Here is a 13465-nt window from a genome sequence, read left to right as displayed (position 1 = left end):
TAAGGTGCCTCTTGCGCAACGTGATGCGTCGACCGGCGACTGGCGGGGGGACATGGCCGCGGAGTTATTCGAGGGGCACTATGTGTGGCACCCGGCGGCCGACGACCGCGTCCTGGCGAGCGTATGCGTCGACGTGCGCGCCGGGCGATACCGCTATGCCCACGAGGCGCTCGCCGAGACCCGTTCCGACTTCGCCCTGCGCGCCCACCGCTCGCTGGTGCTCGCCTCCGAGGCGGCCGGCACCGACCTGGTGGAACGCTGGCTCGACGAGGAGCCGACGCCCGAGGCCGCGCTGATGTGGGCCCGGGTCGCGGTGCAGCGCGCCCTGCGGGCCGCCGACGCGCGGGACGACCGCGCCGAGGCGCTGGAGCGGATCGCGCTGACCGCCTGCGACCGGGCCGCCCACGCCGCTCCCGCGGACCCCACCCCCTGGGTCGCCAGGCTCGCCATGGCCCGGCTGCACCGGCTGCGCGACCCCGCCCCGCACGGCCTGCTCACCGCGCCGGCCGGCCCGTGGCGGCTGTTCGCCCACATCCTGTCCCTGGACCCCTGGCACCGCGAGGCCCACCACCGCTTCCTGTCCTGCTTCTTCACCCGCCACGGCGGCTCGGTCACCGCGGCCTGGGACGTCGCCGCCTTCCTGAGCCAGCGGGCGCCCGCCGACTCCGTCCTCCGGCTGCTGCCCCTGGTGGCCCTGGTGGAGAGCTACAACCCCACCCAGCTGCTCGCCGACCGGGTCTGGGAACAGCCCCAGTGGCGCTCCACCGCGCTGGCGATCTACCAGAACTGGCTGCCCACGGTGGCCGGTTACCGCTTCACCCCGGTGCTCGACCTGGCCTACCTCGCGCACGCGCTGGTCATGGCCCAGCGCGAGTTCGAGGCGCGGGCGGTCTTCACGGCCATGGGTCCGTACGCCTCGCGCATGCCCTGGAGCGCCTTCGGCGACCCGGCCGAGCAGCTCTCCCGGGCCCGGCGCGCCTGCGGCCTGCCCGTCCCCGGACCCGCCTGACCCCCCGCTCGTCCCCCCCCCGCCCCATCGAGAGAAAGGCCGAACCGTGTCGGAACGGATGTCGACTCCCCGGGCGCACGCCCGGGCCGCGGACGCCGTCGTGCTCGACGATGACGCCACCCTGCATGCGATGGGTTATCCGCGGAAACTCACCCGGCGGTTCAAGGCGTTCGACAACTTTGCGATCTCCTTCACCATCATCAATATCCTGTCCGGTATTTTCTCGTCCTTCGGATTCGGCATGAACGCGGGCGGCCCGCGCATTCTCGTGTTCGGCTGGATCGGTGTCTCGGTGATGGTGCTTCTCATCGGCGCGGCCATGGCGGAAGTCGCCTCCGCCTATCCGACGAGCGGTGCCCTCTATTTCTCCGCGGGTAAACTCGCCAAGCGTCACAAAGGCGCCTGGTCGTGGTTCACCGGCTGGTTGAACTTCGTGGGCCAGATCGGTGGCACCGCCGCCACCGGCTATGCCGCCGCCACCTTCATCCAGGTGTTCGTGCAGCTGCAGTGGCCCTCCTACCAGCCGACCGCGCAGCAGACGGTTCTGATCACGGCTCTGATCATCGTGCTGCAGGGGCTCGCCAACACCTACACCGTCCAGCTCGTCGCCGTACTGAACCGCATTTCCGTGTGGTGGCTCCTGATCGGACTCGTCGTGATCGTGAGTGCACTCATCGTGATGCCCGACCAACATCAGTCGGCGTCCTTCGTCACGCATTTCGAGAACAACACCGGCTTCACCAACGGCCTTTACGGCGGCATGCTCGGCCTGCTGGTGACCAGCTGGACCTTCACCGGCTTCGACGGCAGCTTCCACATGTCCGAGGAAACGGTCCGGGCGACGGTCAGCGCCCCGAAGGGCATCATGCGTGCCATCGGCTATTCCGCGATCACCGGCCTGATCCTGATGCTGGCACTGGTCTACAGCATCGGCGACTACGCCCGGGTGGCCGGTGCCGCCGCGCCGCCGGTCCAGATCCTCATCGACGGCCTCGGCCTGCGCACCGCCAAGGTGATGCTCCTCATCGTCATCGGCGCGATGCTCTTCTGCGGCCTCGCCAACCTCACCAGCAACACCCGGCAGATCTTCGCCTTCTCCCGGGACGGCGCCATGCCCGGCTCCCGCTGGTGGCACTCGGTCTCGCTGCGCACCCGTACGCCGGTGAAGGCGGTGTGGCTCGCGGTCGCCTGCTCGCTGGCGCTGGTGGTGCCGGGCTGGTGGTCGCACACGGCGTTCACCGCCATCGTCAGCGTCAACGTGGTCGGCCTCTTCCTCGCCTACGCCGTACCGATCTTCCTGCGGCTGCGGCTCGGTGACGCGTTCCGGCCCGGTCCCTGGCACCTGGGCCGCTGGGGCCGGCCGGTCGGCTGGCTGGCGGTGCTCTGGATCCTGCTCAGCAGTGTCCTGTTCATGCTGCCGCAGGCCTCGCCGATCACCGTCGACTCCTTCAACTACGCGCCGATCGCGCTCGCCGCCGTCCTGCTGGTGGCCACGGTGTGGTGGTTCGCCACCGCCCGCCGACGCTTCCAGGGCCCGGTCAGCTACGGCCGCCCCGACGAGGTCGCCGCGATGGACCTGGTCTGACCGGGCGGTCCGCCGCGCACGGGTGCGTGGGGAACCGGCCGGGCGGTTCCCCACGCCCCTCGGGCGCCGCACCCCGGCCGTTCCAGTGGACGAGACCAATATTCATGGCGCGGCATGTGCCGAAGTGCTGGCAGGGGCCTGCGGCCTGCTCCATAGTTGGCGCACACCCTGCAGCAGATCAGCCCCGACTCGGACACCTGGGGGTCATCGCGCCCATGAGCAGAGCCCAACAGCCGTCCCGCAGAACCGTCCTGGCGGTGGCCGTCGCCGCGGCGGTGACCGGATCCGCCGCACCCGCAATCGCCGCACCCGCCGCCACCGCACCCCGGCCCGCCGCCGAGCCCGGCCGGGCGCAGGCCCGCCCGATCGACTACCACGCCTGGACCACGCACCGGGACTGGCGCCGCGGCAGCGCCCAGGGCGTCCGGGCCGTCTCCGGCCGCCGCCCCGGCATCGTGATCGGCACCCCCGCGGGCCGCACCGACTACACCGACCCGCACACCGGCACCACCGCCACCTGGGAGTACGCCACCTGGACCGGCCCGGCGCACCGGCTCGCCGTCCCCGCGACCGAGGTCGTCGCCTCCTGGAACGCGCACACCCCCGACGGCACCTGGCTCCAGGTGGAGCTGCAGGGCACCTACTCCGACGGCACCGGCACGCCCTGGTACGTGATGGGCCGCTGGGCCGCCGGCGACCGGGACATCAAGCGGACCTCGGTGGACGGCCAGACCGACGGCAAGAGCACGATCTGGACCGACACCTTCGCCATCGACGACGCCGCCGGCGGTCTGCGCCTGACGGCGTACCGGCTGCGCCTCACCCTCCACCGCAGGCCCGGCACCCGCCTCACGCCGACCGTCTGGCGGCTCGGCGCGATGGGCTCCGACATCCCCGACCGCTTCACCGTCCCGGCCTCCACCCCCGGTCTCGCCCAGGAACTGGCCGTCCCGCGCTACTCGCAGGAGATCCACAAGGGCCAGTACCCCGAGTACGACAACGGCGGCGAGGCCTGGTGCAGCCCCACCTCCTCGCAGATGATCATCGAGTACTGGGGCGGCCGGCTCACCCCCGAGCAGCTGTCCTGGGTCGACCCCTCCTACGCCGACCCGCAGGTCGACCACGCGGCCCGCTTCACCTACGACCACCAGTACGAGGGCTGCGGGAACTGGCCCTTCAACGCCGCCTACGCGGCCACCTTCGAGGGCCTGCAGAGCGTGGTCACCCGGCTCGCCTCCCTCACCGACCTGGAGACCCTGATCGCGGCCGGCATCCCGGCCATCACGTCCCAGTCCTTCCTCAAGGGCGAGCTGACCGGCGCCGGCTACGGCACGTCCGGGCATCTGATGACCGTGATCGGCTTCACCGCGGACGGCGATGTGATCGCCAACGATCCGGCCTCGGCCGACGACGCGGCGGTGCGGCGGGTCTATCTGCGCCGGGAGTTCGAGAACGTCTGGCTCAGGACCAAGCGGTACAACGCCTCCGGCAAGGTCGTCTCCGGCACCGGAGGAGTCTGCTACCTCTTCTTCCCGGCCCATCCGACCCCGCACCAGCGCAAGGCGCTCGCCGCGGTGGGCGTGCACTGAGGTCCGCCGCGGCGTGTGAGCAAGCTCATCGCCGCAACCGCCGTCGCGGGTGGCATGGTGGACGACGGGTGGGGGAGCCCAGTCCGTACGTCCGACGTCTGCGAGTGACAGCATGACCGCACACCCCGCCACCGCCACCCGCGTCCGCACCGGCGGCCCCCAGGAAGACGGCCCGAAGATCGTCGAGCACGTCATGGGCTGGGTTCTCGTCGTGGTGTTCGCGATGCTCGTGACCCAGCTCGGCCTGCTCTGAACCGGTTTCGCCCGGCCCCGGAACCGGCCGCTCGGGCGGTTCCGCACCGACCACATCCCCGCGCGGCATGTTCTGACATACTGCGGATGTCTCGCCGCGCCTAGACCAGGGGCGATCTTGAACATGCCGCAGCAGCGTGCCGCCGCCCGGGTGCGCGGCACCGAGCGCTCGACGGCGCGCCGCGCCGAACTCATCGCCATCGGGCGGAAGTTGTTCGCCGACACGTCCTACGACGCGCTGTCCATGGACGACATCGCCCGCCAGGCGCAGGTCGCCAAGGGCCTGATCTACTACTACTTCCGGTCCAAGCGCGGCTACTACCTGGCGATCATCCAGGACTCCGTCGCCGACCTGGTCACCTCCGCGGCCGGCGGCCTCCAGCTGCCCGCGGTGGACCGGGTGCACCGCACGATCGACGGCTATCTGCGCTACGCCGAGCACCATCAGGCGGCCTACCGCACCATCGTCAGCGGCGGCGTCGGCTTCGACACCGAGGTGCACGCGATACGGGACGGCGTGCGCGAGGCGATCGTCACCACGATCGCCGAAGGGGCCTACGGCCGCGGCGACATCGCCCCGCTGGCCCGGATGGGCCTGCTCTCCTGGGTGTGCAGCGTGGAGGGGGCCACCCTGGACTGGATCGACCGTCCCGGGCTGTCCCGCGACACCATGCGCGAGCTGCTGGTGAAGACGCTCGGCGGGGCGCTGCGCGCCATCGAGGAGCTGGACCCCGCCTACCCGGCCCCCGCACCCGCCCGCCGGGACGGCTGAACGCCAGGGAGCGGAGGCTCGTGGTCCTCCGCTCCCCGTCCCCCTGGTGGGGGCTAGTTGATGGCCTTGATCAGCTCACCGTTCGCGGTGTCGCCGCTCAGCTCCCAGAAGAAGGTGCCGCCGAGGCCCTGCTGGTTCTTGTACGTCATCTTCGTGGCGATGGTCGCCGGGGTGTCGTAGCTCCACCAGTCGTTCCCGCACTTGGCGTAGGCCGTGCCGGCCACCGTGCCGGTCGCGGGGCACTTGGTCTTGAGGACCTTGTAGTCGTCGATGCCCTGCTCGTACGTGCCGGCCGCCGGGCCCGTGGCCGTGCCGCCGGGCGCCGCCTGGGTGACGCCCGTCCAGCCGCGTCCGTAGAAGCCGATGCCCAGCAGCAGCTTCGAGGCCGGGACGCCGAGGCCCCTGAGCTTGGCGATGGTCGCCGAGGTGTGGTAGTTCGCCTTGGGGATGCCCGAGTAGGAGGTCAGCGGGGAGTGCGGGGCGGTCGGGCCGGTCGCGTCCCAGGCGCCGAAGTAGTCGTACGTCATCGGGTTGTACCAGTCGACGTACTGGGCGGCGCCGGCGTAGTCCGCCGCGTCGATCTTGCCGCCGCTGGTGGCGTCCGCGGTGATCGCCGCGGTCACCAGGTTCCCGGAGCCGAACTTCGAGCGCAGGGCCGCCAGCAGGTTCCTGAAGGCGTCCCGCCCGCTGGTGTCGCAGGTGTTGCCGCAGGCGTTCGGGTACTCCCAGTCGATGTCGATGCCGTCGAAGACACCCGCCCACTTGGAGTTCTTCACCAGGTCGTAGCAGGACTGCGCGAAGGCGGCCGGGTTCTTCGCGGCCTCGCCGAAGCCGCCGGACCAGGTCCAGCCGCCGAAGGACCACAGGATCTTCAGGCCGGGGTGCTTCTTCTTCAGCTTCAGCAACTGGTTGAAGTTGCCGCGCAGCGGCTGGTCCCAGGTGTCGGCGACGCCGTCGACCGACTCGGCGGCGGTGTAGGCCCGGTCGGTGGCCGCGTAGGAGTCGCCCATGGCGCACTTGCCGCCGGTGACGTTGCCGAAGGCGTAGTTGATGTGGGTCAGCTTGGCCGCGGAGCCCGAGGTCTCGACGTTCTTGACGTAGTACTTGCGGTCGTAGGTGCCCCATTCGGTGAAGTAGCCGACGACCTTGGAGCCGGCCGCCGGCTGCGGGGCGCTCGGCGCCGCCGCGGTCGCCGTGCCGGTGCCGGCCAGCAGGCCGGCGCCGAGGGCGGCGGTACAGGCGGCCGAGACGAGGGCCCGGACGAGGGTGCGGGGAGTGTGCATTCGGGTGTCTCCTCGTGGGGGAGAGGGGAACGCGCGCTGATTGGCATGAACGCGGTAAAGCGTTGGTCATGCACAGTAGGAGGACTAGACCATTAGGTCAATGGTTCGGACCAATTTCGGCCCGGATCGACGTCGCGACAGGAATCCTGAAGTGAGCGGTCGTTAACTGGTGACGGGAGGTCGCCGATCGGGCATACTCACAGCGCATGCCGCTGGTCAGCAGCTTCCGAGACCCGGGAGCGGGCGCCTTCGGCACAGCGGAACGATCAGGCGGAGCCGCCCTCATCCACGGGCCGTCCCGCTGGTGTCCGAACAGGGAGGAGCCCGACGCCATGTCCGACCGCGACCCGCAGCCGGTGGAGCGTCAACTGCCCACGGAAGAGGCGAGGGATCTGCTCGCCCTCGTCCGGGAGATCGCCCAGCGCGAGATCGCGCCGAAGGCCGCGGAGGAGGAGGACGCGGGACGCTTCCCGCGCGAGGTGTTCACCTTGCTCTCCGCATCCGGCCTGCTGGGCCTGCCGTACTCCGCCGAGTACGGCGGCGGAGACCAGCCCTACGAGGTCTACCTCCAGGTGCTGGAGGAGCTGGCCGCGGCCCGGCTCACCGTGGGCCTCGGCGTCAGCGTCCACACGCTCGCCTCCTACGCGCTCGCCACCTACGGCGCCAAGCAGCAGCAGGTCGAGCACCTGCCCGCGATGCTGGGCGGCGGCCTGCTCGGCGCGTACTGCCTGTCCGAGCCGTCCTCCGGTTCGGACGCCGCCTCCCTGCGCACCAAGGCCGTGCGCGACGGCGACCACTGGGTGATCGACGGCACCAAGGCCTGGATCACGCACGGCGGGATCGCCGACTTCTACACCGTGATGGCCCGCACCGGCGAGGACGGCCCGCGCGGGATCACCGCCTTCCTCGTGCCCGGTGACGCACCCGGCCTGAGCGGCGCCGCGCCCGAGAAGAAGATGGGCATGAAGGGCTCGCCCACCGCTCAGGTGCACTTCGACGGCGTCCGCGTCCCGGACGACCGGCGCATCGGCGAGGAGGGCCAGGGCTTCTCCATCGCCCTGTCCGCGCTCGACTCCGGCCGGCTCGGCATCGCGGCCTGCGCCGTCGGCCTCGCCCAGGCCGCACTGGACGAGGCGGTCCGCTACGCCACCGAGCGCCGCCAGTTCGGCCGGCCCATCGCCGACTTCCAGGGCCTGCGCTTCATGCTCGCCGACATGGCCACCCAGATCGAGGCCGGCCGCGCGCTGTACCTCGCCGCGGCCCGGCTGCGGGACGCGGGCAGGCCGTTCGCCAAGCAGGCGGCCATGGCCAAGCTGCACTGCACCGACACGGCCATGAAGGTCACCACGGACGCGGTGCAGATACTGGGCGGCTACGGCTACACCGCCGACTTCCCGGCCGAGCGCTATATGCGCGAGGCCAAGGTGCTGCAGATCGTCGAGGGCACCAACCAGATCCAGCGGATGGTCATCGCCCGTCACGTGGCGGGGCCTGAAGGCCGCTGAACTGGCCCGTGCGGACCGTCGGGGCCGCCAGCCTGACCCACTCCGGGTCGTGGCGGCCCGGCAGGGTGCGGCCCCTGTCGGCCCAGGTCCGCAGGAGATCGCGGTAGATGGGCGGGTCCTGCGCTACGCCCGGCGGAACCGATTCCGCCGGGCGGGGGACGAAAATGCGGCGCTGACGCCCGGTCGCCCAGTACGTGGCGGTCATACCCGGGCAACGCGGCGACGGCCGGACAGGTCACCCTCCGGCGGAATCGAGCGTCAGTCCACACGCGTCCGGTTCGCCCTCTGGCCTCCCCCAGTCGGCTGACGTACCGTCAGCTGACCATCGTCCAGGGGGTGTCCGTGGCCGACGACCGTCCCGTACCGCTCGACGAGTACCCCGTGCACCAGGTGCCGCTCTCCATGAAGCACGTGGCGACCGGGGACCGGAACGCCTACGACCGCTGCATCTTCCACGTCTTCGACCACGCCGGCCGCGCGCTGCTCATCCTCGGCCTCGGCGTCTACCCCAACCTGGGCGTGATCGACGCCTACGCCACCCTCCGCACCGGGGACACCCTGCACGCCGTGCGCGCCTCGGACGCCCTCGGCGTGGACCGGATGCGGCTCGCCGTCGGCCCGCTGCGCGTCGAGGTCCGGGAACCGCTCGCCAGGCTGCGCCTGATCTGCGAGGACGAGCGGCTGTCCTGCGATCTCGCCTGGACCGCCGCCTTCCCCGCGCTCTGGGAGCCGCACCACCTCCAGCGCCGGGGCGACCGGCTCACCCTGGAGGGGCGCCGCTTCGTCCAGGCCGGCACGGCGGAAGGCGTGATCGACGCCGGGGGAGCGGAGTTCCGGGTCACCGCCGACGACTGGACCGGCACCCGGGACCGCAGCTGGGGGGTGCGCCCGGTGCCCGGCGAGGACGGCGGCCGGCTCGCCGCGGACCACCCCACCGAGGGATTCCACTGGATCTGGTGCCCGGTCCGCTTCGAGGACCGCTTCCTGATGGTCATCACCCAGGAGGACGCCGACGGCTACCGCACCCTGAACGACGCCACCCTGGTCCGCCCCGGCCACCGCGACCGCCAGCTCGGCTGGCCCCGGTCCGAGATCACCTACCGTTCCGGCACCCGCCACCCCGAGCGCGCCGTCGTCCACCTCGGCGATCCCCGGGAGCCGCAGGAGCTGGAGGCGGAGATCCTCGCGTCCTCGCCGCTCGCCCTCGGCGCCGGCTATCCGCCCGCGGACGACTGGCAGCACGGCACCTGGCGGGGGCCCGGCTGGACCGAGCGCCGCACCTACGACATGACCCTGCCCCACCCCCTGGCCGGTTACGGCGTCACCGACCACTCCGCCCGCTTCTGGCTCGACGGGCGGACCGGCCACGGCGTCTTCGAGCACGGCTCGTTCGGCCGGCACGACCCGAGCGGCTTCACCGGCTTCGACTCGGTCGCGCCCTGAGGGAGGACGAGATGGCCACGGCCCCGCGCCCCCGCACCAGCACCCGGGACCCCGAGGAGCTGACCCGGCGCCTCACCGCCTGGCTCGGCACCCGGCTGCCCGGCGCCGAGGCGGTCCGCGTCACCGTCCCGGCCTCCAACGGCATGTCCAGCGAGACCCTGCTCTTCGACATCGACCACCCGCGACCACCGGTGGCCTCCTGCGTGTTGCGGCTGGCGGCGGACCCCGCGGCGTACACCGTCTTCCCCGAGTACGACATGGCCCGCCAGTACCGCACCCTGCGGCTCGTGGCCGAGCACACGGACGTGCCGGTGCCCCGGGTGCTGTGGCTGGAGGAGGACCCGGGGCCGCTCGGCGCGCCGTTCCTCGTCATGGAACGGGTCGCCGGCCGCGTGCCGCCCGACGTCATGCCGTATACCTACGAGGGCGGCTGGCTGCACACGGCGAGCGACACCGAGCGCGAGCACCTGGAAGCGGCCACGGTCGGCCTGCTGGCCCGGCTGCACGACCAAGTACCCGCCTCCCGGGCCGAGTTCCTCGCCCTGCCCGGCCGGGGGGACGCGCTGCACCGGCATGTGACGGCCCAACGCGCCTACTACGCCTGGGTGATCGACGGACTCGCCCGCTCGCCCCTCATCGAGGCCGCGTTCGACCGGCTGACGCGGCTGTGGCCGCGCGAACCCGGCGAACCCGTGCTCACCTGGGGGGACGCGCGGATCGGGAACGTCGTCTACGACGGCTTCGAGCCCGTCGCCGTGCTGGACTGGGAGATGGCGGCGCTCGCCCCGCGCGAGGTGGACCTCGGCTGGACGATCTACCTGCACCGCTTCTTCCACGACCTCGCGACGGGCTCCGGACAGCGCGGACTGCCCGGCTTCCTGCGCCGTGACCGCGTCGAGGCCCGCTACGCGCGCCTGACCGGCCACACCCCGCGGGACATGGACTTCTACACCCTGTACGCCGCCCTGCGGCACGCGATCGTGATGCTGCGCATCGCCTACCGGCAGGCGTACTTCGGGGAGGTCGCCGTCCCGGCGGACCCGGACACGCTGATCCTGCACCACGACAGCCTGCGCGCCATGGTGCAGGGCACCTACGGGACCGGGTGAGACGCGACGGGCCGGCTCAGGCGGCCTGGCGGCGCATCGCCGGCACGCGCATCGGGCGCGAGCCCGGGCCGCCGACGTGCGAGAAGGGCTGCGTCCGCCAGTCCAGACCCTGGGGGAGCGTCAGCAGCAGGGCGGTGTCCTGCTCCTGCGGTTCGAAGGACTCGTCCGCGGGGCGGGCGTCGGCCGCCGAACGGCCCGTGCCCGCGCACACCGTGAGCCCGAACGGGTTCCACGGCGAGGCGCACAGCGCGTGCTCCGGCAGGACCTCCTCGTCCGCCAGCAGCGCGATCGGCTGCGCGCAGTCCGGGCAGATCACCCGGTACATCTCGAAGGTGTCGTAGGCGTCCAGCTCGTCGTCGAAGGCGTCGGGTTCGACGCCCTCCGGCTCGGGCTCGGCGACCGGCTGTCGGCTCATGGACGCGGATCGACCAGGGCGATGGGCACTCTGCATGGGATTCTCCCCCTAAGGCTGGGCCGTGACGGCGCTGCGGCCTCGACCACAGCAAGCACTTCCCGTCCGGTCTCGGCGGTAATCACGAGAACATCACGGAGCCTGTTCGAGGTGTGTGGTGTTCGTCACATGCCATGGGTGGATGCCCGTCCCGGTGCTTTTTCTGCCGAACAGGGAATGACCTGCGCCTCTCAGGTATCCGAGGAGATCAAGCGCACTGTAGGTTTTGGCGGCATGGAGGAGCTGGACCGTCAGATCGTGCAGCTGCTCGTCAAGGACGGGCGGATGAGCTACACAGACCTGGGCAAGGCCACGGGCCTGTCCACGTCGGCCGTGCACCAGCGGGTGCGCCGGCTGGAACAGCGTGGCGTCATCCGCGGCTATGCCGCGGTGGTCGACCCCGAGGCCATCGGGCTGCCCATGACCGCGTTCATCTCGGTGAAACCGTTCGATCCCAGCGCCCCCGACGACATCGCGGACCGCCTCGCCGGCGTCCCCGAGATCGAGGCGTGCCACAGCGTGGCCGGCGACGAGAACTACATCCTGAAGGTGCGCGTGTCCACCCCGCACGAACTGGAGGAGCTGCTGGCCCGGCTGCGCTCGCTGGCCGGCGTCTCCACCCGCACCACCGTGGTGCTGTCCACCCCGTACGAGGCGCGTCCCCCGAAGATCTGAACCGGCCGCCCCGGTGCCCGGTGCGCCCCGCGCACGCGAGAGACTGGGCACCATGAGTGAGCAGTCCGCCGAGCCCCAGACCGTCCTCCTGCGCCGCGGGGAGGTGCACAGCCCGGCCGACCCCTTCGCCACCGCGATGGTGGTGGAGCGCGGCCAGGTCGCCTGGGTCGGCTCCGAGGGTGCCGCCGACGCCTTCGCCGACGGTGTGGACGAGGTGGTCGACCTCGACGGCGCCCTGGTCACCCCGGCCTTCACCGACGCCCATGTGCACACCACCGCCACGGGCCTCGCCCTGACCGGCCTCGACCTGTCCGGCGCCCCCTCTCGGGAGGCGGCCCTCGCGCGGATCCGGGAGTTCGCCGCCGCCCGGCCGCTGGACCGGGTGCTGCTGGGCCACGGCTGGGACGCCGCCCGCTGGCCCGGCGGCCGGCCGCCGACCCGTGTGGAGCTGGACGAGGCCGCCGGCGGGCGCCCCCTGTACCTGTCCCGCATCGACGTGCACTCGGCGGTCGTCAGCACCGCCCTGCTGGACCTGGTCCCCGGCGACGTCCCGCGCGAGGACGCCCCGCTGACCCGGGACGCCCACCACGCCGTGCGCGAGGCCGCCCTCGCCGCCATCACCTCCGCCCAGCGCGCCGAGGCGCAGCGCACCGCCCTGGCCCACGCGGCCTCCCTCGGCATAGGCACGGTGCACGAGTGCGGCGGCCCGCAGATCTCCTCCGAGGACGACTTCACGGCCCTGCTGCGGCTCGCCGCCGAGCTGCCGGGACCCCGGGTGGTCGGCTACTGGGCCGAACGGGACGTCGACAGGGCACGGGAGCTGGGCGCCGTGGGCGCGGCGGGCGACCTCTTCGCCGACGGCGCCCTCGGCTCGCACACCGCCTGCCTGCACGAGCCGTACGCCGACGCCGGCCACGCCGGCACCGCCTACCTGGACGCCGACGCCGTCGCCGCCCATGTGGTGGCCTGCACCGAGGCGGGCCTGCAGGCCGGGTTCCACGCCATCGGCGACGCGGCCGTGTCCGCCGTGGTGGAGGGCGTCCGCGCCGCCGCGGAGAAGCTGGGACTCGCCCGGATCCGTGCCGCCCGGCACCGCGTCGAGCACGCCGAGATGCTCACTCCCGAGACCGTCGCCGGCTTCGCCGAGCTGGGCCTGATCGCCTCCGTCCAGCCCGCCTTCGACGCGCTGTGGGGCGGCGAGGAGGGCATGTACGCCCAGCGGCTGGGCGTCGAGCGGGCCCGCACCCTCAACCCTTACGCCGCCCTCCTCCGCGCCGGCGTGCCGCTCGCCTTCGGCTCCGACAGCCCGGTCACCCCGCTCGACCCGTGGGGCACGGTCCGGGCCGCCGCCTTCCACCGCACGCCCGAGCACCGGATCTCCGTCCGTGCCGCGTTCACCGCGCACACCCGCGGCGGCTGGCGGGCCGTCGGCCGCGACGACGCGGGCGTCCTGGTCCCGGGCGCCCCCGCCGACTACGCCGTCTGGCGCACCGACGAGCTGGTCGTGCAGGCCCCCGACGACCGGGTGGCCCGCTGGTCCACCGACCCCCGCTCCGGCACCCCCGGCCTGCCCGACCTCACTCCGGGGCGTGACCTGCCCGTCTGCCTGCGGACCGTGGTGGGTGGACGCACGGTGTTCGTACGGCCGGGCGAGTGATCTCCCGGGGGGCCGGGGGGGGGGCCCAGACCACCGAGGCCCCCTCACCTCCGGCAAAGACCCCCCCCCCCCCCGGAGGGATGTGAAGGGCTTCCCAAAAAAGAAGGGGGTTGTCGCCTGGTCTTCCAGAGCCAG

General features: G+C 72.3%; 12 protein-coding genes. 10 read left to right on the top strand and 2 right to left on the bottom strand.

All coding sequences use genetic code 11. The features are described 5' to 3' along the window. The first annotated feature begins 52 nt into the window (after nt 1-52). The 5 genes from ACZ7KF_RS12545 to ACZ7KF_RS12525 all read left to right on the top strand — a co-directional run bounded on the left by ACZ7KF_RS12545 (nt 53) and on the right by ACZ7KF_RS12525 (nt 5207). Nucleotides 53-1009, top strand: a complete 957-nt coding sequence (locus ACZ7KF_RS12545) for a hypothetical protein (RefSeq protein WP_471072431.1) — start codon at nt 53-55, stop codon at nt 1007-1009. 58 nt (nt 1010-1067) lie between these two features. After that, nucleotides 1068-2594: an amino acid permease gene (locus ACZ7KF_RS12540; protein ID WP_471072428.1), complete on the top strand. Its 1527-nt coding sequence runs from the start codon at nt 1068-1070 to the stop codon at nt 2592-2594. 215 nt (nt 2595-2809) lie between these two features. Beyond that, nucleotides 2810-4183, top strand: coding sequence for a peptidase C39 family protein (locus ACZ7KF_RS12535; RefSeq protein WP_471072425.1), 1374 nt, complete (start codon nt 2810-2812; stop codon nt 4181-4183). 112 nt (nt 4184-4295) lie between these two features. Next, the gene (locus ACZ7KF_RS12530; RefSeq protein WP_225821886.1) at nt 4296-4436 is read left to right on the top strand and encodes an SCO1431 family membrane protein; all 141 of its coding nucleotides are present in this window, start codon (nt 4296-4298) and stop codon (nt 4434-4436) included. A 123-nt stretch (nt 4437-4559) separates the two neighbouring features. Then, nucleotides 4560-5207 (top strand): TetR/AcrR family transcriptional regulator, encoded by a 648-nt coding sequence (locus ACZ7KF_RS12525; RefSeq protein ID WP_471072422.1) that lies wholly within the window; start codon nt 4560-4562, stop codon nt 5205-5207. Between the two features lie 53 nt (nt 5208-5260). Here ACZ7KF_RS12525 and ACZ7KF_RS12520 read toward each other — a convergent pair whose 3' ends face one another. After that, on the bottom strand, nt 5261-6490 hold the full coding sequence (locus ACZ7KF_RS12520; RefSeq protein ID WP_471072419.1) for a glycoside hydrolase family 18 protein: 1230 nt from the start codon (nt 6488-6490) through the stop codon (nt 5261-5263). 332 nt (nt 6491-6822) lie between these two features. Between ACZ7KF_RS12520 and ACZ7KF_RS12515 the strand changes: the two genes are divergently transcribed. The 3 genes from ACZ7KF_RS12515 (at nt 6823) to ACZ7KF_RS12505 (ending at nt 10547) form a co-directional block, all read left to right on the top strand. Beyond that, on the top strand, nt 6823-7995 hold the full coding sequence (locus ACZ7KF_RS12515; protein ID WP_471072416.1) for an acyl-CoA dehydrogenase family protein: 1173 nt from the start codon (nt 6823-6825) through the stop codon (nt 7993-7995). 342 nt (nt 7996-8337) lie between these two features. Continuing rightward, nucleotides 8338-9438: an Rv3169 family protein gene (locus tag ACZ7KF_RS12510; protein ID WP_471072413.1), complete on the top strand. Its 1101-nt coding sequence runs from the start codon at nt 8338-8340 to the stop codon at nt 9436-9438. 11 nt (nt 9439-9449) lie between these two features. Next, nucleotides 9450-10547, top strand: a complete 1098-nt coding sequence (locus ACZ7KF_RS12505) for a phosphotransferase family protein (RefSeq protein WP_471072410.1) — start codon at nt 9450-9452, stop codon at nt 10545-10547. Nucleotides 10548-10563: 16 nt separating this feature from the next. Here the strand turns inward: ACZ7KF_RS12505 and ACZ7KF_RS12500 are convergent, their stop codons facing one another. After that, a complete protein-coding gene (locus ACZ7KF_RS12500) occupies nt 10564-10998 on the bottom strand; it encodes a hypothetical protein (protein WP_471072407.1) in 435 nt (144 codons plus the stop codon). 234 nt (nt 10999-11232) lie between these two features. Between ACZ7KF_RS12500 and ACZ7KF_RS12495 the strand changes: the two genes are divergently transcribed. Beyond that, nucleotides 11233-11673: an Lrp/AsnC family transcriptional regulator gene (locus tag ACZ7KF_RS12495; protein ID WP_201825251.1), complete on the top strand. Its 441-nt coding sequence runs from the start codon at nt 11233-11235 to the stop codon at nt 11671-11673. Nucleotides 11674-11725: 52 nt separating this feature from the next. Then, nucleotides 11726-13330, top strand: coding sequence for an amidohydrolase (locus tag ACZ7KF_RS12490; protein WP_471072404.1), 1605 nt, complete (start codon nt 11726-11728; stop codon nt 13328-13330). Nucleotides 13331-13465: the final 135 nt, after the last annotated feature.

Source organism: Streptomyces sp. NPDC038200, assembly GCF_055600785.1.
Note: the sequence above shows the minus strand (reverse complement) of the source record. Positions and strands in the feature narration are given on the sequence as shown.

Bases quoted from the DNA above. Each gene is read 5' to 3' on its own strand.
- ACZ7KF_RS12545 (WP_471072431.1), top strand. From the start codon at position 53: ATGGCCGCGGAGTTATTCGAGGGGCACTATGTGTGGCACCCGGCGGCC.
- ACZ7KF_RS12540 (WP_471072428.1), top strand. From the start codon at position 1,068: ATGTCGACTCCCCGGGCGCACGCCCGGGCCGCGGACGCCGTCGTGCTC.
- ACZ7KF_RS12535 (WP_471072425.1), top strand. From the start codon at position 2,810: ATGAGCAGAGCCCAACAGCCGTCCCGCAGAACCGTCCTGGCGGTGGCC.
- ACZ7KF_RS12530 (WP_225821886.1), top strand. From the start codon at position 4,296: ATGACCGCACACCCCGCCACCGCCACCCGCGTCCGCACCGGCGGCCCC.
- ACZ7KF_RS12525 (WP_471072422.1), top strand. From the start codon at position 4,560: ATGCCGCAGCAGCGTGCCGCCGCCCGGGTGCGCGGCACCGAGCGCTCG.
- ACZ7KF_RS12520 (WP_471072419.1), bottom strand. From the start codon at position 6,490: ATGCACACTCCCCGCACCCTCGTCCGGGCCCTCGTCTCGGCCGCCTGT.
- ACZ7KF_RS12515 (WP_471072416.1), top strand. From the start codon at position 6,823: ATGTCCGACCGCGACCCGCAGCCGGTGGAGCGTCAACTGCCCACGGAA.
- ACZ7KF_RS12505 (WP_471072410.1), top strand. From the start codon at position 9,450: ATGGCCACGGCCCCGCGCCCCCGCACCAGCACCCGGGACCCCGAGGAG.
- ACZ7KF_RS12500 (WP_471072407.1), bottom strand. From the start codon at position 10,998: ATGCAGAGTGCCCATCGCCCTGGTCGATCCGCGTCCATGAGCCGACAG.
- ACZ7KF_RS12495 (WP_201825251.1), top strand. From the start codon at position 11,233: ATGGAGGAGCTGGACCGTCAGATCGTGCAGCTGCTCGTCAAGGACGGG.
- ACZ7KF_RS12490 (WP_471072404.1), top strand. From the start codon at position 11,726: ATGAGTGAGCAGTCCGCCGAGCCCCAGACCGTCCTCCTGCGCCGCGGG.